Origin of the sequence: Streptomyces sp. 15-116A, assembly GCF_025290915.1 — a bacterium.
In the GTDB taxonomy this organism is placed as follows: Bacteria; Actinomycetota; Actinomycetes; order Streptomycetales; family Streptomycetaceae; genus Streptomyces.
Genome location: NZ_JAOCQE010000120.1, coordinates 1 through 18,343 on the forward strand (window position 1 = coordinate 1; position 18,343 = coordinate 18,343).

Sequence of the window (18,343 nt, forward strand, 5' to 3'; positions counted from 1 at the left end):
GGCGGTGGTGGTGAGGGTGGGTGTGCCGGTGGAGCGGGTGCCGGTGTCTGTGCCCTTGCCGGTGCTTGTACTTGTGCAGGCTGTGATGAGGGTTGCCGTGCCGGCTGCGATGAAGGTTCGCCGTTCCATGTCCGCGTCCGCCTCCCGTTGGTGTCGTGGGACGAGACGGGGTGGGGAGGGCGCGGGTTCCATGGGGAGCGCGGGGTTCCATGGTGCGGGGCGTGGGGGCTGGGCGGGGGTGGGTTTCGCTTGCCCGCGCTGGCGGGGTGCCGCTGCGCCCACCCGTGCCGCCCCAGCGGCACGACTGCCCGCAGCTACGTAGCTAGGCAGGGCGCATGTGCGCGGGTGCGCAGCTACTCGCGGCTGTGTAGCGACGCGCGGCTGCGCAGATATGCCGCATGTGGCTTCGTGAGTGCGAGTGGCTCAGTGGTGGGGTGGGGGTCACTCCTGGGTGTGGTTTTGGGCGTCTGTTCTGGCTTGGCTTCTGGCTCTTCTGGCTGGGCCTCGCCAGCCGCAGGTGCAGCGGGCTGTGCAGAAGGGGCCCTGTTCGGTGGTGGTGGTGATGTGGTCCACGGGGGGTGCTTCGGCGTCCTCGTTCGGCACGGGACCACCGTAGCGGGGGCCCGGCGGCGCGTGACGGGGGCACCTACTCGTCGTTAACCCGGACGACAGGCGGCCCGTGTCGGACGTAGCGGGGGTGGGCAAGGCGATGGCTGGATCGCGACGGCAGCTGCGGGGCAGGCGGGCCGGTGTCGGGGGCGTTGCGATCGGGGTCGTGGGGTGTCTCTGGGCCGCGAGCTCGGGGTGCGCTCCCAGTGGGGCCGTGACCGGGGGGCCGCCCGCCGGGGATCCTGTCGAGACCGTGGCGCGGGCCGCCGACGCGCTGGTCGACGCGCGGAGTTCCAAGGCGCGGACCTCCATGGAGATGGCCACCGGGGGGACCCGGGTGACCATCCGGGGCGAGGGCGTCTACGACTTCGGGAAGCGGGTGGGGCGGCTGAAGGTCGTGCTGCCCGAGGATCCCGCCGGGGACACCGCCCGGCGGCCCATCACCGAACTGCTCGCGCCCGGTGCGCTGTACATGAAGAACCGGGGCGCCGGTGTGCCCGCCGACAAGTGGGTGCGGGTGGACACCGCGACGCTGTCCGACGGGAATCTCGTCACCGGCGGTGTCACCGATCCCCTCGCCGCGGCCGAGGTGCTGCGCGGGACGCGGACGGCGACGTTCGTGGAGAGGACGGAAGTGGCGGGGGTGGCCGTGCGGCACTACCGGGGGACCGCGGATCTCGCCGTGGCCGCGCGGGGGGCGAGCGAGGCCAACCGGGGGCCCTTGCGTGCGGCGGCGAAAGGGTTCGCCACCGCCGAGGTTCCGTTCGACGTCTACCTCGACGACCAGGGGCGGATCCGCAAGATCCGGCACCGGTTCAGCTTCGTCAACGGGCAGCAGGACAGGCCCGTCGCCGTGGCGTCGACCACGCTGCTGTACGACTTCGGGGCCCCCGCGGACGTACGGCTGCCCGAGGCGCAGGACATCTACGCGGGCCGGATCGCCGAGGAGTGACCGGCGTGAACTAGCCCTTACGTGCCATGCGCGGTGTGTATTGCGCTCCCTACTCTAGGAAGCCGGTGACGGCAGAGACGAGGTGACGCGTGTGGCTCCGCTCGGCGGTGGGACGGTTCAGGACCACGTGGCCCTCGCCGAGATCGAGCTCACCGGCGAGCTGATGATCGCCGCCTCCGAAGCCGAGGACCGGCTCAGTCTGGAGAGCATCGACGAGGTGCTGCGGGTCGCGGAGGAGCGCAGGAACACCGGTACGGACTCGGGGTCCGTGGACCCCGGGCGCTGATGCCTCAGGTGCGCATCATGCGCGCGATCGCCTGCGTCGCCTCCTTGACCTTCGCGTCGATCTCGTCGCCGCCCTTGACGGCCGCGTCCGCGACGCAGTGGCGCAGGTGCTCCTCCAGCAGTTGCAGCGCGAAGGACTGCAGGGCCTTGGTGGAGGCGGACACCTGGGTGAGTATGTCGATGCAGTAGACGTCCTCGTCGACCATTCGCTGCAGGCCGCGGATCTGGCCCTCGATACGGCGCAGGCGCTTGAGGTGTTCCTGCTTCTGCTTGTGGTAGCCGTGGATGCCGCGGTCGTGGTCCGTGATGATCTCCGTGGCTGATGCGGTCGCGGTCGTCTCGTCCGTCTCGTCCGTCACGTCCGGGGCGGAGGGCGCACCGGCGCCGGCCTCGGTGGTCGTCATGGCGTCCTCCTGCTGTGCTGGTCGATATATACCCCTGGTGGGTATATGGTACCGAACTTTGCCGGGTAGGGGCCTCTTGGCCGACCGCCCCCGTGCTCATCACCGTGTCCGATGGGCGACACTGGGGGGCGGCCCGATAGTCGTGGCCGGAAGATGCGCCTAGCATCAGCCTGACCGAAACCGATGCACATAGAGGACCCCACGTGCGCTTTCGTCTGACCCCCAGGGAGACGAGCTTCTACGACATGTTCGCCGCGTCCGCGGACAACATCGTCACAGGCTCCAAGCTCCTGATGGAACTGCTCGGGGCGGACTCCTCCGCCCGGGCCGAGATCGCAGAGCGTATGCGGGCCGCGGAACACGCAGGTGACGATGCCACGCATGCGATCTTCCACCAGCTGAACTCCTCGTTCATCACGCCCTTCGACCGCGAGGACATCTACTCCCTCGCGTCGTCCCTCGACGACATCATGGACTTCATGGAGGAGGCCGTCGACCTGGTCGTCCTCTACAACGTCGAGGAATTGCCCAAGGGCGTCGAGCAGCAGATCGAGGTGCTGGCGCGGGCCGCCGAGCTCACCGCGGAGGCCATGCCGCATCTGCGCACGATGGAGAACCTCACCGAGTACTGGATCGAGGTCAACCGCCTGGAGAACCAGGCCGACCAGATCCACCGCAAGCTGCTGGCCCACCTCTTCAACGGCAAGTACGACGCCATCGAGGTGCTCAAGCTGAAGCAGATCGTGGATGTACTCGAGGAGGCGGCCGACGCCTTCGAGCATGTGGCGAACACGGTGGAGACCATCGCCGTCAAGGAGTCCTGACCGGCCGATGGACACCTTCGCTCTGGTCGTGACCATCGGGGTCGCGCTCTTCTTCACGTACACCAACGGCTTCCACGACTCGGCGAACGCGATCGCGACGTCCGTGTCGACGCGGGCGCTCACCCCCCGGGTGGCGCTGGCGATGGCTGCCGTGATGAACCTCGCCGGCGCCTTCCTCGGGTCCGGGGTCGCCAAGACCGTCAGCGAGGGGCTCATCCAGACGCCCGAGGGGTCGACGGGGATGGGCATCCTCTTCGCCGCGCTCGTCGGGGCGATCACCTGGAACCTCATCACCTGGTACTTCGGGCTGCCGTCGTCGTCCTCGCACGCGTTGTTCGGCGGCATGGTGGGGGCGGCGCTGGCCGGCGGGACGACCGTGTACTGGGACGGGGTGCTGGAGAAGATCGTCATCCCGATGTTCGTGTCGCCGGTGGTGGGTCTGCTCGCCGGTTATCTGGTGATGACGGCGATCATGTGGATCTTCCGGCGGTCCAATCCGCACAAGGCGAAGCGGGGCTTCAGGATCGCGCAGACGGTCTCCGCGGCGGGGATGGCGCTGGGGCACGGTCTGCAGGACGCGCAGAAGACGATGGGCATCGTGGTGATGGCGCTGGTCATCGCCGATGTCGAGGACTACGGCGATCCGATTCCGGTGTGGGTGAAGATCGCTTGTGCGGTGATGCTGTCCGCGGGCACGTACGCGGGTGGCTGGCGGATCATGCGGACGCTGGGGCGGAAGATCATTGAGCTGGATCCGCCGCAGGGGTTCGCGGCGGAGAGTACGGGGGCGACGATCATGTTCGGGTCGGCGTTTCTGTTTCATGCGCCGATCTCCACTACGCATGTGATCACTTCGGCGATCATGGGTGTGGGGGCTACGAAGCGGATCAATGCGGTGCGGTGGGGGGTTGCCAAGAACATCGTGCTGGGGTGGTTCATTACGATGCCGGCGGCGGCGGCGGTTGCTGCGGCGGCGTTCGGGTTGGTGAACCTGGCGTTTCTGTAGGGCGCGGCGTTCTCTCCGGGTGCCGTACCAGGGGGCTCCGCCCCCTGGACCCCCGGCCTATGCCCACCCACCACCCGACTCGGTTGGATGAGAAGGCACCGCAGGGCCGGCTCGGTTGGATGAGAAGGCGCCGCAGGGTCGGCTCGGTTGGATGAGAAGGTGCCGTACACACAGCAGGGCCCGCCCCCGGGAACCGGGAGCGGGCCCTTTCCTCGCGGTGGCACCGCCATGCAGCACCGCGAGGGGATCGGGGTTCCGGCTCAGCCGAAGCGGCCGGAGATGTAGTCCTCCGTGGCCTGGACCGACGGGTTGGAGAAGATGCGCTCCGTGTCGTCGATCTCGATGAGCTTGCCGGGCTGGCCGACGGCCGCCAGGTTGAAGAAGGCGGTGCGGTCGGAGACGCGGGCCGCCTGCTGCATGTTGTGCGTCACGATGACGATCGTGAAGCGTTCCTTCAGCTCGCCGATCAGGTCCTCGATGGCGAGGGTGGAGATCGGGTCCAGGGCGGAGCAGGGCTCGTCCATGAGCAGGACGTTCGGCTCGACGGCGATCGCCCGCGCGATGCACAGACGCTGCTGCTGACCGCCGGAGAGGCCCGAGCCGGGCTTGTTGAGGCGGTCCTTGACCTCGTTCCAGAGGTTCGCGCCCCGGAGGGATTTCTCGACGACATCGTCCAGCTCGGACTTCTTGTACTTGCCGTTGAGGCGCAGGCCCGCCGCCACGTTGTCGTACACCGACATCGTGGGGAACGGGTTCGGGCGCTGGAAGACCATGCCGACCTCGCGGCGCACGGCCACCGGGTCGATCCCGCTGCCGTACAGGTTCTCGGTGTCGAGCATGACCTTGCCCTCGACCCGGCCGCCGGGGGTGACCTCGTGCATGCGGTTGAGGGTGCGCAGGAACGTGGACTTGCCGCAGCCGGAGGGGCCGATGAAGGCCGTCACCGAGCGGGGTTCGATGGTCATCGAGATGTCCTCGATGGCCAGGAAGGAGCCGTAGTAGGCGTTGAGGCCGCTGACATCGATGCGCTTGGCCATGTGAATCACTGCTTCTTTCGGGTCGCTGACGGTACTGACTCGTGGCCGCGTCAGCGACCGGTCTTCGGGGCCTTCCAGCGGGCTATGCCGCGGGCCACCAGGTTGAGGATCATGATGAACGCGATGAGCGTCAGGGCCGCCGCCCAGGCACGGTCGTAGGCCGGTTCCGAGCCGTTGGTGTACTGCAGGTAGATGTACATCGGCAGCGAGGCCTGCGGGTCGGAGAAGGGGTTGGAGTTGATGAAGTTCGTCCCCCAGACCAGCAGCAGCACGGGGGCGGTCTCGCCGGTGATACGGGCGATCGCGAGCATCACGCCCGTGGTGATGCCGCCGATGGAGGTCGGCAGGACCACCTTCAGGATGGTGCGCCACTTCGGCACGCCCAGGGCGAGGGACGCCTCGCGCAGCTCGTTCGGGACGAGCTTGAGCATCTCCTCCGTGGAGCGGACGACCACCGGGATCATCAGGATGGACAGGGCCATCGAGCCGGCGAAGCCGGAGTAGCCCATGTCGAGGATGAGGATCCACAGGCTGAGGATGAACAGACCCGCGACGATCGACGGGATGCCCGTCATGACGTCGACGAAGAAGGTGACGGCCTTGGCCAGCTTGCCGCGGCCGTACTCGACCAGGTAGATCGCGGTGAGCACACCGACCGGCACGGAGATCAGGGTGGCGAGGCCGACCTGCTCCAGGGTGCCGAGGATGGCGTGGTAGATACCGCCGCCGGGCTCGCTGTCGGCGACGACGCCCATCGAGTGGGTCAGGAAGAAGCCGTCGAGGACCTTCACGCCCTGCTTGACGGTCTCCCAGGTCAGGGAGGCGAGCGGGACGACGGCCAGGATGAAGGCGACCCAGACCAGGCTGGTCGCGGTGCGGTCCTTGGCCTGGCGGCTGCCCTCGACCTTGGCCGAGATGGCGTAGGAGCCGACGACGAACAGCAGGGCGGCGATCAGTGCCCACTGGATGTCGCTGTTCAGGCCGGCCGCGGTGCTGATGCCGAGGCCGACGGCGATCGATCCGGCGGCGACCGCCCACGCGAACCACTTGGGCAGGGTCGCGCCGCGCAGGGAGCTGACCGGAGGCTTGTCGTGCAGTGCGTGGCTCATGCGTTGGCCCCCGAGTACTCCTTGCGGCGGGCGATGATCAGTCGGGCCGCGCCGTTGACCAGCAGGGTGATGACGAACAGGACCAGACCGGAGGCGATCAGCGCGTCACGGCCCATCTCGGTCGCCTCGTTGAACTTGCTGGCGATGTTCTGGGCGAAGGTGCCGCCGCCCGGGTCGAGGAGGCTGGCGTTGATGTCGAAGCTCGGGGAGAGCACCATGGCGACGGCCATCGTCTCGCCGAGGGCGCGGCCGAGGCCCAGCATCGAGGCGGAGATGACGCCGGAGCGGCCGAAGGGCAGCACCGACATGCGGATGACCTCCCAGCGCGTGGCGCCGAGGGCCAGGGCGGCCTCCTGGTGCATGCGCGGGACCTGGTCGAAGACCTCGCGGCTCACGCTGGTGATGATCGGCAGGATCATGATGGCCAGCAGGATGCCGACGGTGAACAGCGAACGCGGGGCGCCGTCGTTCCACTCGAGGATCCCGGTCCAGCCGAGGTAGTCGTCGAGCCAGCCGTAGAGGCCGACCAGCTGCGGCACCAGGACGAGGGCGCCCCACAGGCCGTAGATGATGGACGGCACGGCGGCGAGCAGGTCGATCACGTACGCGATGGGGCCGGACAGGCGGCGGGGCGCGTAGTGCGTGATGAACAGGGCGATGCCGACCGCGACGGGCACCGCGATGATCATGGCGATGATCGACGAGACGACGGTGCCGAAGGCCAGGACCGCGATGCCGAACTGCGGCGGGATGCCGGCGGGGTTCCACTCGAAGGCGGTGAAGAAGTTGGCCTCGTCCTTGCTGATCGCGAGGACGGCACGGTAGGTGAGGAAGGCCGCGATGGCGGCCATGATCACCAGGACGAGGATGCCGGACCCGCGGGAGAGGCCGAGGAAGATCCGGTCGCCGGGGCGGGTGGCGCCGCGGGCGGCGCGCTTCTGCTCGGCCGGCGAAGGCTGCGGGAGAGGGGGAGGAGCTGTTTGCTGTGTCGTTATGTCCATCGGGGTCTCCGGTCTGCGGAGCCGCCGGGCGGGGCGGCTCGGTCGGAGCCGCCCGGTGGCCGGGGGCTCCAGGTGGCGGTGCACCGGACGGTGCGGACCGGCCCCGTCACCGGGGTCGGTCCGCACTCTCGGGTCAGCTGAGGCTCGAGATGGTCTCGCGGACCTTGGTGATGATCTCCTCGGGCATCGGGGCGTAGCCCGCGTCGGCGAGCAGGCTCTGACCGTCCTCGGAGGCGATGTAGTTCAGGAAGGACTTGGTGGCCGGCAGGGTCTCCGCCTTGTTGCCCTTGTCGCAGACGATCTCGTACGTCACCAGGACGATCGGGTAGGCGCCGTCGGCGGACGGGGTGTAGTCCAGCTCCAGGGCGAGGTCCTTGCCCTGGCCGACGACCTTGGCGGCGCCGATGGCCGCGGTGGCGTTCTCGACGGAGGCCTTGACCGGCTCTGCGGCCTCGGTCTTGATGTCGATGGTCTTGATGCCCTCCTTGGCGTAGGAGAGCTCGAAGTAGGAGATGGCGCCGCTGGTCTGCTTGACCTGCTGGGCGACACCGGAGGAGCCCTGCGCGGACTGGCCGCCCTTGGCCTCCCAGGCCTTGCCGGGCTCGTACTTCCAGTCGTCGGGCGCGGCGGCCTTGAGGTACTTGGTGAAGTTGTCCGTGGTGCCGGACTCGTCCGAGCGGTGGAAGGCCTGGATCTTCAGGTCGGGCAGCTTGGCGTCGGGGTTGAGCTTCTTGATCGCCTCGTCGTTCCAGTTGGTGATCTTGCTGTCGAAGATCCCGGCGAGGGTCGCGGCGTCCAGGGTGAGGGTGTCCACGCCCGGGACGTTGAAGCCGACGGCGATCGGGCCGCCGACCATGGGCAGGTCGATGCCCTGGCCGCCCGAGCAGACCTTCTTCGAGGCCGCGACCTCGTCGGGCTTCAGCGCGGAGTCGGAGCCGGCGAAGGCGGTCTGGCCCTGGGTGAAGGCGGTGATACCGGCGCCGGAGCCGTCCGGGCGGTAGTTGATCTGCACGTCCTTGCAGGCGGCGGTGTACTGCTTGACCCAGGCGTCGATGGCGTTCTTCTGCGCGGAGGAGCCGGAGGCCTGGAGCTGGCCCTTGGCGTCGCCGCAGTCGATGTTGCCGGCCTGCGCGGTGGCGGAGGCGTCGCCGCCGTTCGCCTCACCGGTGTCGTCGGAGCCGCACGCCGTGAGGGCCAGGGCGCCGGAGACGGCGAGAGCACCGAGAGCGAGGGCCCGCCGGTTCATGCGCTGAAGCTTCACTTGAGTTCCTTCCAGGAGCCGCCGTCCTGAATTCGGCGGCGTGCGCGAAGTGTGAGTGACGCGGATGCTTCTTTCTTCGGGCGATCCGCACCGCGTAAGGCCGAAATTAGGCAGAACAGGTGAAGGCGCCGATGGGCGTAAATGAACGGGGGGTGAACCCCTGTGGACGGTGCGGTGAGGTCACGGAACGCTTACGTCGAGGACACGGGGGTGTCGCGTATCTCGTGCAGGGTCGCCAGGAGGGCGGGGACGAGGGCGGCGTCGCGTGGTTCGGTGAGGTGGGCGCGGGCTCTGTCCGGGGGGAGCCAGAGGATGCGGTCGACCTCGGAGGTGGGGGTGAAGGTGCCGGAGAGGGCCTCGGCCGCCCAGTAGCGGACCTGCTTGGGGCGGCCTTTGGCCAGGTAGCGGACCGTGGGGAGCTCGGCGGACGGGACGGCCGTGTGGCCGGTCTCCTCGGCGACCTCGCGCAGCGCGGCGGCGAGCGGGTCCTCGCCGCGCTTCAGCTTGCCCTTGGGCCAGGACCAGTCGTCGTACTTGGGGCGGTGGACGAGACACAGTTCGATGTCACCAGTCACCGGGGAGCGGCGCCACAGGACACAGCCGGCGGCGTGGACGACGAGGGTGGTGGGGGTGCCCACGGTGTGTGTCCCTCCCTTGAGGCGCTCTATAACGTGCCGATCGCTTCCTTCTGCTCCTTCTGCCAGCAGCGCTGGAACGCGTACCGCGCCGCCTCCACCTCATGCCGCTGGTCGGCGTGCAGCACGCCGAGCGCGTACGCCGTGGCCGGGGCGATGCGCGGGGTGCGGGCCGCCTGGGCGCGTCCGGTGGGGATGAGCCGCGCGAGGCGGGCCGCCCTCCCCTTCAGTTCGGGTTTACTGCTCACTCACGCTCCCCTGAGTCGTCACACACGCTGCGCTGAGTCCGCCCGAGCCCGCCCTCAGTCGTCGACGTCCTCCCGGATGCGCTGGGCGCCACGCAGCCGCGCGGGTGCCGCCCGCCGGTTCTCGGCGATCTCCTCCTCGGTGGGAAGTTCGGCACCGCGTGTGAGCAGCTTGAGCCGGGGCTGGTAGCGCTCGGGGACGACGGGCAGCCCGGGGGGTGCGGTGGTGGCGGCGCCCGCCGCGAACACCTGCTTGACCAGCCGGTCCTCCAGCGAGTGGTACGACAGCACGGCGATGCGTCCGTCCACGGCGAGGGCCTTCACGGCGGCCGGGATCGCGCGTTCCAGCACGGCGAGTTCGCCGTTGACCTCGATCCTGAGGGCCTGGAAGGTGCGCTTGGCCGGGTTGCCGCCGGTGCGCTTGGCGGCCTGCGGCAGCGCGTCGCGGATCAGCTCGACCAGGCGGGCGCTGGTGGTGAACGGCTCCTTCTCGCGCTCGCGGACGATCGCCGCCACGATCCGCTTGGCCTGCTTCTCCTCGCCGTAGGCGCGCAGGATGCGGACGAGTTCGCCGGGCGGGTAGGTGTTGAGGACCTCGGCGGCGCTGACGCCGGTCGTCTGGTCCATGCGCATGTCGAGGGGGGCGTCCTGGGCGTAGGCGAAGCCGCGGTCGGCCTCGTCGAGCTGCATGGAGGAGACGCCGAGGTCGAACAGGACGCCCTGCACGCGTGCGATGCCGAGCTTGTCGAGCACCTCGGGCAGTTCGTCGTAGACGGCGTGCACCAGGGTGGCGCGGTCGCCGTAGGGGGCGAGCCGCTCGCCGGACAGGCGCAGCGCCTCCTTGTCGCGGTCCAGGGCGACGAGCCGGGCCTCGGGGAACCGCTTCAGCAGCGCCTCGCTGTGGCCGCCGAGGCCGAGGGTGCAGTCGACGACGACCGCTCCGGGGCGCTCCAGGGCGGGTGCCAGCAGATCCAGGCACCGCTGGAGCATCACCGGGACGTGTCGACTCTCGCTCAAGGGGCCCTCTCAAATCCGGCACGATGCGAGACGCACCGCCGGGTCCCCGCCCCTGTCCCGGTGAAGGGGGGGCCTGCCGGCGCCTTCAAGCGTCAGCCGGCCGGGAGCGGGAGGAGGCCGAGCCGTACGTACGCGCCGCGCACGCGGGGGGATCTCCGGGCAGGGGGGCCCGGGGCTCCGGGGGAATTCCGTTCAGCGGAGTAAGTCTCGCGCAGAGTCTCGCCTACCGCTTCGCGTCACTTTAGTCCACGGGGTGGCCCGGTCAATCAACCGGCCTGCGCGTCGCGGGCCGGGGCACGGGGCAACCACGCGGTGACGGAATCACCCGTACGAGGGGCGTCACACCACTCCTGTGGGTTCCCTCACACCACGGCGTGATGACGTTCTTTGTCCCGGCTTTGTCCCGACTTCACAGCGCGCCGGGATCGAGGGTGACCAGTAACGTCATGAGTATGACGACTTCTGCATCGGTTCCCGCCGACTCCACTGGCACGACCGTCGGCGGCGGCTCGGTCACCGACCGCCTGGTCGACGCCAACCGGAAGTACGCCGCCGAGTTCACCGACCCGGGGATGGACGCCCGTCCGGTCCTGAAGGTCGCGGTGGTGGCCTGCATGGACGCCCGGCTCGACCTGCACGCCGCCCTCGGCCTGGAGCTCGGCGACTGCCACACCATCCGCAACGCGGGCGGTGTCGTCACCGACGACGTGATCCGCTCGCTGACCATCAGCCAGCGCGCGCTGGGCACCCGCAGCGTGGTCCTGATCCACCACACCGGCTGCGGCCTGGAGTCCCTCACCGAGGAGTTCCGGCACGACCTGGAGATGGAGGTGGGCCAGCGTCCTGCCTGGGCCGTGGAGGCGTTCCGGGACGTCGACCAGGACGTGCGGCAGTCGATGCAGCGGGTGCGGACCTCGCCGTTCCTGCTGCACACCGACGACGTGCGTGGTTTTGTGTTCGATGTGAAGACCGGTCTGCTGCGCGAGATCGACCCCGCCTGACCTGCCCGCCCGCCCCGAGTGCGACCCGATCCCCCGGTGACACAAAGGTCGTAAGATCCGACATATCGCCGTCAGTTGTCCACAGGCGAGTGACACGAATCGGTAACGGCAGCAAGAATGCGGGGGTGGTGTCACGCGGAACGTTGTGCGCGTGGCGTCCGTATTCGGGGTGGGCCGGTCCGCAGAGCAAGGCGTCGGCCCGGGACATTTGGGGTCCTCCGCTCCCAGTGAGCGCGGGGAAAGGCCGAGGAGGGCCGGGTGACGACCTATGACGATCGAGCGAGCCTCACTGAACTGACCGGCGTGGTCGAGCGCGTACGGGGTTCGGTGGAGGGCGTGATCGAGGGCAAGCCCGAGGTCGTACGGCTCTCGCTGACCGTACTGCTCGCCGAGGGACATCTGCTCATCGAGGATGTCCCGGGAGTCGGCAAGACGATGCTGGCGAAGGCCCTGGCGCGGTCCATCGACTGCTCGGTGCGGCGGATCCAGTTCACGCCGGACCTGCTGCCCTCGGACATCACCGGTGTGTCCATCTGGGACCAGCAGCGCCGGGACTTCGAGTTCAAGCCGGGTGCCATCTTCGCGCAGGTGGTGATCGGTGACGAGATCAACCGCGCGTCGCCGAAGACGCAGTCCGCGCTCCTGGAGTCCATGGAGGAGCGCCAGGTCACCATCGACGGCAAGACCTACGAGCTGCCCAGCCCCTTCATGGTGGTGGCCACGCAGAACCCGGTCGAGATGGAGGGCACCTATCCGCTGCCGGAGGCCCAGCGCGACCGTTTCATGGCCCGCGTCTCGGTCGGCTACCCCAGCGCGGAGGCCGAGCTGCAGATGCTGGACGTGCACGGCGGTGTCTCCCCGCTGGAGGACCTCCAGCCGGTGGCGCACGCGCACGAGATCCTGAAGCTGATCGAGGCGGTGCGCGGCGTGCACGTGGCCGAGCCGGTGCGCCGGTACGCGGTGGAGCTGGTCGCCGCCACCCGCACGCACCCCGACCTCAGACTCGGCGCCTCCCCGCGCGCGACGCTGCATCTGCTGCGCGCGGCGAAGGCGTCCGCCGCCCTCAGCGGCCGGGAGTACGCGCTGCCGGACGACATCCAGGCGCTCGCGGTGGCCGTGCTGGCCCACCGGCTGCTGCCGACCGCGCAGGCCCAGCTCAACCGCCGCACCGCCGAGCAGGTGGTCCACGACATCCTGCAACGCACCCCGGTGCCCGCGGCGGCCCCCCAGCAGACCGGCTACGGCCTGGGCCACAGCGGCCCGGCGTACGGCCAGCAGCCGCCGCGGAGGCTGTGATGACCACCGCGGGTGCGGTTCACGCCGAGGGCGCCGACGGCGACAGGGGCGGACTGCGCACGGCACTGGCCGGGCTCACCACCCGCGGGCGTTCGTTCCTGGCCGCCGGTGTGGCCGCCGCGATCTGCGCCTATGTGCTCGGCCAGAGCGATCTGCTGCGGGTCGGCCTCCTGCTCGCGGTGCTGCCGCTGGTGTGCGCGGCCGTGCTGTACCGCACCCGGTACCGGGTCGCAGGCAGCCGCCGGCTCTCCCCCGCGCGGGTGCCCGCCGGCAGCGAGGCCCGGGTGCATCTGCGGATGGACAACATCTCCCGGCTGCCGACCGGCCTGCTGATGCTCCAGGACCGGGTGCCCTACGTGCTCGGCCCGCGCCCGCGGTTCGTGCTGGACCGGGTGGAGGCGGGCGGGCGCCGCGAGGTGTCCTACCGGGTCCGCTCGGATCTGCGCGGACGCTATCCGCTGGGCCCGCTGCAGCTGCGGCTGTCGGACCCGTTCGGGATGTGCGAGCTGACCCGGTCCTTCTCCACGTACGACACGCTCACGGTGATCCCGCGTGTGGAGCCGCTGCCGCCGGTGCGGCTGAGCGGTGAGGCCAAGGGCTACGGCGACGGGCGGCAGCGCGCGCTGGCGCTGGCCGGTGAGGACGACGTGATCCCGCGCGGCTACCGATACGGCGACGATCTGCGCCGGGTGCACTGGCGCTCCACCGCGCGCTACGGCGAGCTGATGGTGCGCCGCGAGGAGCAGCCGCAGCGGGCCCGCTGCACGGTGCTGCTGGACACCCGCGCCATCGCCTACCAGGGCGCGGGCCCCGACGCGGCCTTCGAGTGGGCGGTGTCGGGCGCGGCCTCCGTGCTGGTGCACATGCTGGAGCGGGGCTTCTCGGTGCGGCTGCTGACCGACACCGGCAATGTGGTGCCGGGCGAGGGCTCCGACGGGTTCGCGGGCGCCAGCCAGGAGTCGGCGGACGCGGCCGGGCTGATGATGGACACCCTCGCGGTCGTGGACCACTCCGACGGCGCGGGCCTGTCGCGCGCGTACGACGTGCTGCGCGGCGGGAACGAGGGGCTGCTGGTGGCGTTCCTCGGCGATCTCGACGAGGAGCAGGCCGCGGTGCTCGCCCGGATGCGGCAGCGCAGCGGGGGCGCCCTCGCCTTCGTGCTGGACAGCGGGGCGTGGATGCGGGAACCGGCCGAAGGGTCCGGCGCGTTGGACAGGAGCGGGCATCGGCTGCGGCTGCTGCGCGAGGCGGGCTGGACGGCGCTGGCGGTGCCGCGGGGCGCGTCGCTGAACGAGCTGTGGCGTCAGGCCGAGCGGGAGCGTTCGGGCCTGGCCGCGGCGAGCGGTGGGGAGGGACCGTGATGAGCGGGCGGGTACGGCTGGCCCTGGCCGCCTGGGTGGCCACGCTGCTGGCGGCGAGCGCCCTGCTGCCTCTGGTCGAGCCGGCCACATGGATCGTGCAGGCGGCGTTCCTGCTGGCCGTGCAGGCGGGCGTGGGCGCGGCGGCCCGGCGGGTGCCGCTGGCACGCCCGCTGACGGTGGCGGTGCAGGCGCTGGTGACCCTGGTGCTGCTGACCGTGGTGTTCGCGCGGGAGCAGGCCCTCGCCGGTGTGCTGCCGGGCCCGGACGCCTTCCGTTTCCTCGCCGAGCTGCTGGAGCAGGGCGGGAACGACGTCAGCCGCTACGCGATACCGGCCCCGCTGTCCGACGGCATCCGGCTGATGCTGATCGGCGGGGTGCTGGTGATCGGGCTGCTCGTGGACACCCTCGCGGTGACCTTCCGCAGCGCGGCGCCGGCGGGCCTTCCGCTGCTCGCGCTGTACTCAGTGGCCGCCGGGCTGTCCGACGGAGGCAGCGACTGGCTGTGGTTCCTGCTGGCGGCGGCCGGCTATCTGATGCTGCTGCTGGCCGAGGGCCGCGACCGGCTCTCCCAGTGGGGGCGGGTCTTCGGCGGGGCATCGCGGGGTCCGGACGAGCCGGCCGGGCCGGCCGCTCCGGTGCGCACGGGGCGGCGGATCGGCGCGCTGACGCTGGGCATCGCCCTGGTGGTGCCGCTCGGCCTGCCCGCGATGAACGGCGGCCTGCTGGACCCGGCGGGCACGGGCGTCGGCTCGGGCAGCGGCGGGGGCGGCACCATCTCCGCGGTGAACCCGCTGGTGTCGCTGCGCGACTCGCTGAACGTGGACGAGGACCGCCAGGTGATGTCGCTGCGCACCGAGATGGACAACGTCTCGGACCTGTACCTGCGCATCGTGTCCCTGGACGACTTCGACGGCACCACCTGGAAGCCGTCCAAGCGGTCGATCACCACCGTGCCCGACGACGCCTTCCCGAACCCGACGGGCCTCGGCCCGGATGTCAGGCGCAAGGAGTTCGTGACCACCATCTCGACCGCCGAGTGGTACGGCCAGGACTGGCTGCCGATGCCGTACCCGCCGAGCGGCGTGGACATCAGGGGCAACTGGCGCTACGAACCGGTCGGCATGACGCTGGTCGGCGACCACGGCCAGAACACCCGCGGACTGACCTACCAGGTGCGCGGCCTCGATGTGCGGCCCACCGCGGAGCAGCTGGCCGACGCCCCGGCGCCGCCGGCCGCCCTGAGGCGTGAGTACACGGAGCTGCCGGACTCGCTGCCCGACGTGGTGGCCGAGACGGCCCGCGAGGTCACCGCGGAGGCGGAGAGCCCCTACGACCAGGCCGTCGCGCTGCAGGAGTACTTCGCGGTGACCGGCGGCTTCGAGTACGACACCCAGGTGGACGTCGGCAGCGGCTCACGGGCGATCGCCCGCTTCCTGCGGGACAAGCAGGGCTTCTGCGTGCACTTCTCCTTCGCGATGGCGTCGATGGCCCGTTCCCTGGGCATTCCGGCCCGGGTCGCGGTGGGCTTCGCGCCGGGCACCCCGCAGGCGGACGGCACGGTGTCGGTGGGGCTGCGGGACGCGCACGCCTGGCCGGAGCTGTACTTCGAGGGGGCGGGCTGGACCCGCTTCGAGCCGACCCCGACCCGCGGATCCGTCCCGTCCTACACCGTCCCGGACACCGCCGACAGTGCGCTGCCCGACCCGGTGCAGCCGTCCCAGGAGGCGTCCTCGGCTCCGTCGGCCGCGCCCTCGCAGAGCGAGACCTGCACGGCCGTGGAGAAGAAGCTGAACGGTGGCTGTGCCAGTGAGTCGGCGCAGGCGGCGCTGCCCAGCGGCGGTGACGGGCCGAAGTGGTACGCGGTGCTGGCGTGGGCACTGGCCGGTCTCGCCGTGCTGGTGCTGCCACTGGCGCCGATGCTGTGGCGGCTGCGAACACGCGCGGTGCGCCTCGGCGCGCACGGCCGGTCGGACACGGACGCGGCGCCGCACATTCTGGCCGTCTGGGACGAGCTGACCGACACGGCGTGGGACTTCGGTATCTCGCCGGACGAGTCGCTGACCCCGCGCAAGGCCGCCGCCCGCATCGTGCGGCTGGGCCGGCTCGACGAGGTCGGCGCGGCCTCGGTGCACCGGGTGGCCGACGCGGTGGAGCAGGTCCTGTACGCGCCGCGGCCCCGCCCGGTGGCCGGTCTGACGGAGGACGTGCACCGGGTGATCGCCGGACTGCGCTCCGCGGTCGGCCGGGGCACGCGCCTGCGGGCCGTCCTCGTCCCGCGCTCCGCGGTGCGGGTGACCTGGGCGGTCTCGGCCTGGTGGTCCGGCGTCCGGGGGCGGGCGCTGGCACTGCGGCCGACGTGGCGCAGGCCGTCGCGGCAGCAGGGCTGAGGCGTACCAGCAGCAGAGGGCACCATCAGCAGAGGTGCGCGGGAAGCGCATGCGTCAGGGGGTGACCACCTTCGCGGTGGTCACCCCCTGATCCATGTCTTCGGCCGGGTGAGAGCCGTATGTGCTAGTGGCCGCCCTGTTCGTCGCGGCGGCGCTGCCAGCGCTCCTCGATGCGGTCCATCATCGAGCGCCGCTGCCTGCCCTGACGGCCTGCCTGCGGGGAACCTGTGGCACCGGCGGCCTGCTGTTCTCCAGGCTTGGGTGCCTTGCGCCAGCCGGTCACGGCGAGAACCGCGCAGCCCAGCATGACGAGGAATCCCACCACACTGAGCCAGACCTGCTGGGCGACCATACCGGCCATGAGGAGCGCAATACCTACGAGGAAGCCCGCGACCGCCTGGTAGACCCGCCGCCGGGTGTACGTACGCAGCCCGCTTCCCTCAAGCGCCGACGCGAACTTGGGATCTTCGGCGTACAGCGCTCGCTCCATTTGCTCGAGCATGCGCTGCTCGTGCTCCGAGAGCGGCACGGAGTCCTCCTCATCGTGCAGTCGCCGGGGCGACCCGGGGGGTCCCTTCAGGATAGGCAGGGAATCGCCCCCGTGAAACCCGCCCCTCTGCGCCAATTGGCCAACCGGTTCGCCATGGACGTCCCGGCTCGCTGAGAGTCACATTCCCCTGCGGCCGACCCGTCATGCCGGACGGTCTCCCTCGATCATACGGCGCCAAGCCGCCATTCGGGGGGCCTGTGGCGGACTCCATCGGCGGCCGGAAGGTCAGCACGGGGCGCTGATCAGCGGCGCGCCACGGAAGTGCGCTCAGACCTCGGAGGTCTCGGGGGTCTCTCCGGCCTCACCGAGCACATGGAGCTGGGTGGCGACGGAGTGGAAGGCGGCGAGCTCGGCGGCGGCGGCCTCGAGCTTCAGCAGGGCGTCCAGGGCGCCGGGCTCGGTGTCCACGAGCACGCCGGGGACGAGGTCGGCGAAGACCCGCACGCCGTGCACGGCGCCGACGGCGAGGCCCGCGCCCTCGACGAGGGCGGTGAGCTGCTCGGCGGTGAAGCGGCGCGGCACGGGGTCACCCGAGCCCCATCGGCCGTTCGGGTCGTCGAGCGCCTGCCGGGCCTCGGTGAAGTGCCCGGCGAGGGCGCGGGCGAGCACGGCGCCGCCGAGTCCGGCGGCGAGCAGGCTGAGGACGCCGCCGGGGCGCAGGGCGGCGACCGCGTTGCGCACGCCCTCGGCGGGGTCGTCGACGTACTCCAGGACGCCGTGGCACAGCACGATGTCGTAGCCGCCGCGCTCGGCCACGTCGAGCAGGCCGTGCGCGTCGCCCTGGACGCCCTGGACGCGGTCGGCGACGTCCGCCTCGGCGGCGCGGCGCTCGAGGGCGAACAGGGCGTTGGGGCTGGGGTCGACCACGGTGACCCGGTGGCCGAGGCGGGCGAGGGGCACGGCGAAGTTGCCGCTGCCGCCGCCGGTGTCGAGGACGTCCAGGGCCTGCCGTCCGGTCGCCTTGACCCGGCGTTCCAAGGCGTCCTGGAGGACCTCCCAGACCACGGCGGTACGGAGGGCGGCGCGGGGGCGCAGGTCCGACACGGCAGTTGACTCCTCGGCGCGGCACCGCCTCGTTGACGGCGGAGCGATTCGGGCTGCCTCTCCGGACCCCGGATCCGGGACACGGCGGAGGCTTCAGGCGCCTCCCACCCTATTGCCTCCGGGCCGGTATTCGGTCACCTGCCCGGGGCGGGTACCCGGTCACCTGCCTGGGGGCGGCGCCTGGGCACCGCCCCGGCGACGCCGTACCGGCGACTGCCACCGTCCTGACAGCAGTCACCGCCCGGCGGCCGTCGCCCGTGGCGGTGTCCGTCAGCCCGCGTCCGGCATCTCGCGGTCGCGGGGCGCGGTGCCGGGGGCC

The 18,343-nt window shown here is 70.9% G+C and carries 18 protein-coding genes; 8 read left to right on the forward strand and 10 right to left on the reverse strand.

What is annotated here, in order from left to right:
* The first annotated feature begins 709 nt into the window (after positions 1-709).
* Both N4P33_RS19720 and N4P33_RS19725 read left to right on the forward strand, forming a co-directional pair.
* Entirely contained in the window at positions 710-1,561 is an 852-nt protein-coding gene (locus tag N4P33_RS19720) for a hypothetical protein (RefSeq protein ID WP_260827958.1), read from the forward strand.
* Positions 1,562-1,643: 82 nt separating this feature from the next.
* Positions 1,644-1,847, forward strand: a complete 204-nt coding sequence (locus N4P33_RS19725; protein WP_260827959.1) for a hypothetical protein — start codon at positions 1,644-1,646, stop codon at positions 1,845-1,847.
* 4 nt (positions 1,848-1,851) lie between these two features.
* Here N4P33_RS19725 and N4P33_RS19730 read toward each other — a convergent pair whose 3' ends face one another.
* Complete coding sequence (locus N4P33_RS19730; RefSeq protein WP_260827960.1) at positions 1,852-2,250, reverse strand: metal-sensitive transcriptional regulator; 399 nt, start codon at positions 2,248-2,250, stop codon at positions 1,852-1,854.
* Between the two features lie 203 nt (positions 2,251-2,453).
* On the opposite strand from N4P33_RS19730, the gene N4P33_RS19735 reads away from it, so the two are divergent.
* The gene (locus tag N4P33_RS19735; protein WP_189204381.1) at positions 2,454-3,074 is read left to right on the forward strand and encodes a DUF47 domain-containing protein; all 621 of its coding nucleotides are present in this window, start codon (positions 2,454-2,456) and stop codon (positions 3,072-3,074) included.
* A 7-nt stretch (positions 3,075-3,081) separates the two neighbouring features.
* Positions 3,082-4,080, forward strand: a complete 999-nt coding sequence (locus N4P33_RS19740) for an inorganic phosphate transporter (protein WP_260827961.1) — start codon at positions 3,082-3,084, stop codon at positions 4,078-4,080.
* Between the two features lie 260 nt (positions 4,081-4,340).
* On the opposite strand, the gene pstB is transcribed toward N4P33_RS19740, so the two are convergent.
* The 7 genes from pstB to rsmH all read right to left on the reverse strand — a co-directional run bounded on the left by pstB (position 4,341) and on the right by rsmH (position 10,385).
* Positions 4,341-5,117, reverse strand: coding sequence for a phosphate ABC transporter ATP-binding protein PstB (pstB, locus tag N4P33_RS19745; protein WP_260827962.1), 777 nt, complete (start codon positions 5,115-5,117; stop codon positions 4,341-4,343).
* 50 nt (positions 5,118-5,167) lie between these two features.
* Positions 5,168-6,226, reverse strand: coding sequence for a phosphate ABC transporter permease PstA (pstA, locus tag N4P33_RS19750; RefSeq protein ID WP_260827963.1), 1,059 nt, complete (start codon positions 6,224-6,226; stop codon positions 5,168-5,170).
* The gene (pstC, locus tag N4P33_RS19755; RefSeq protein ID WP_260827964.1) at positions 6,223-7,227 is read right to left on the reverse strand and encodes a phosphate ABC transporter permease subunit PstC; all 1,005 of its coding nucleotides are present in this window, start codon (positions 7,225-7,227) and stop codon (positions 6,223-6,225) included. The genes pstA and pstC overlap by 4 nt, the downstream gene beginning before the upstream one ends.
* A 133-nt stretch (positions 7,228-7,360) precedes the next feature.
* Positions 7,361-8,488: a phosphate ABC transporter substrate-binding protein PstS gene (gene pstS / locus N4P33_RS19760; protein WP_260827965.1), complete on the reverse strand. Its 1,128-nt coding sequence runs from the start codon at positions 8,486-8,488 to the stop codon at positions 7,361-7,363.
* A 191-nt stretch (positions 8,489-8,679) separates the two neighbouring features.
* Positions 8,680-9,126 carry an NUDIX hydrolase gene (locus N4P33_RS19765; RefSeq protein ID WP_260827966.1) on the reverse strand — a complete coding sequence of 149 codons (447 nt, stop codon included), beginning with the start codon at positions 9,124-9,126 and terminating at the stop codon, positions 8,680-8,682.
* 26 nt (positions 9,127-9,152) lie between these two features.
* A complete protein-coding gene (locus N4P33_RS19770) occupies positions 9,153-9,371 on the reverse strand; it encodes a hypothetical protein (protein WP_260827974.1) in 219 nt (72 codons plus the stop codon).
* A 54-nt stretch (positions 9,372-9,425) separates the two neighbouring features.
* Positions 9,426-10,385 (reverse strand): 16S rRNA (cytosine(1402)-N(4))-methyltransferase RsmH, encoded by a 960-nt coding sequence (gene rsmH / locus N4P33_RS19775; protein WP_260827967.1) that lies wholly within the window; start codon positions 10,383-10,385, stop codon positions 9,426-9,428.
* A gap of 452 nt (positions 10,386-10,837) precedes the next feature.
* Here rsmH and N4P33_RS19780 point away from each other — a divergent pair, with 452 nt between their 5' ends.
* The 4 genes from N4P33_RS19780 to N4P33_RS19795 all read left to right on the forward strand — a co-directional run bounded on the left by N4P33_RS19780 (position 10,838) and on the right by N4P33_RS19795 (position 16,430).
* Positions 10,838-11,386, forward strand: coding sequence for a carbonic anhydrase (locus N4P33_RS19780; protein ID WP_260827968.1), 549 nt, complete (start codon positions 10,838-10,840; stop codon positions 11,384-11,386).
* A gap of 258 nt (positions 11,387-11,644) precedes the next feature.
* Positions 11,645-12,682: a MoxR family ATPase gene (locus N4P33_RS19785; RefSeq protein ID WP_260827969.1), complete on the forward strand. Its 1,038-nt coding sequence runs from the start codon at positions 11,645-11,647 to the stop codon at positions 12,680-12,682.
* Positions 12,682-14,043: a DUF58 domain-containing protein gene (locus N4P33_RS19790; protein ID WP_260827970.1), complete on the forward strand. Its 1,362-nt coding sequence runs from the start codon at positions 12,682-12,684 to the stop codon at positions 14,041-14,043. The genes N4P33_RS19785 and N4P33_RS19790 overlap by 1 nt, the downstream gene beginning before the upstream one ends.
* Positions 14,043-16,430 carry a DUF3488 and transglutaminase-like domain-containing protein gene (locus tag N4P33_RS19795; RefSeq protein WP_260827971.1) on the forward strand — a complete coding sequence of 796 codons (2,388 nt, stop codon included), beginning with the start codon at positions 14,043-14,045 and terminating at the stop codon, positions 16,428-16,430. The genes N4P33_RS19790 and N4P33_RS19795 overlap by 1 nt, the downstream gene beginning before the upstream one ends.
* A gap of 124 nt (positions 16,431-16,554) precedes the next feature.
* On the opposite strand, the gene N4P33_RS19800 is transcribed toward N4P33_RS19795, so the two are convergent.
* A complete protein-coding gene (locus N4P33_RS19800; protein ID WP_260827972.1) occupies positions 16,555-16,959 on the reverse strand; it encodes a DUF3040 domain-containing protein in 405 nt (134 codons plus the stop codon).
* Positions 16,960-17,247: 288 nt separating this feature from the next.
* Positions 17,248-18,024, reverse strand: a complete 777-nt coding sequence (locus N4P33_RS19805) for a methyltransferase (protein WP_260827973.1) — start codon at positions 18,022-18,024, stop codon at positions 17,248-17,250.
* Between the last annotated feature and the right edge of the window lie 319 nt (positions 18,025-18,343).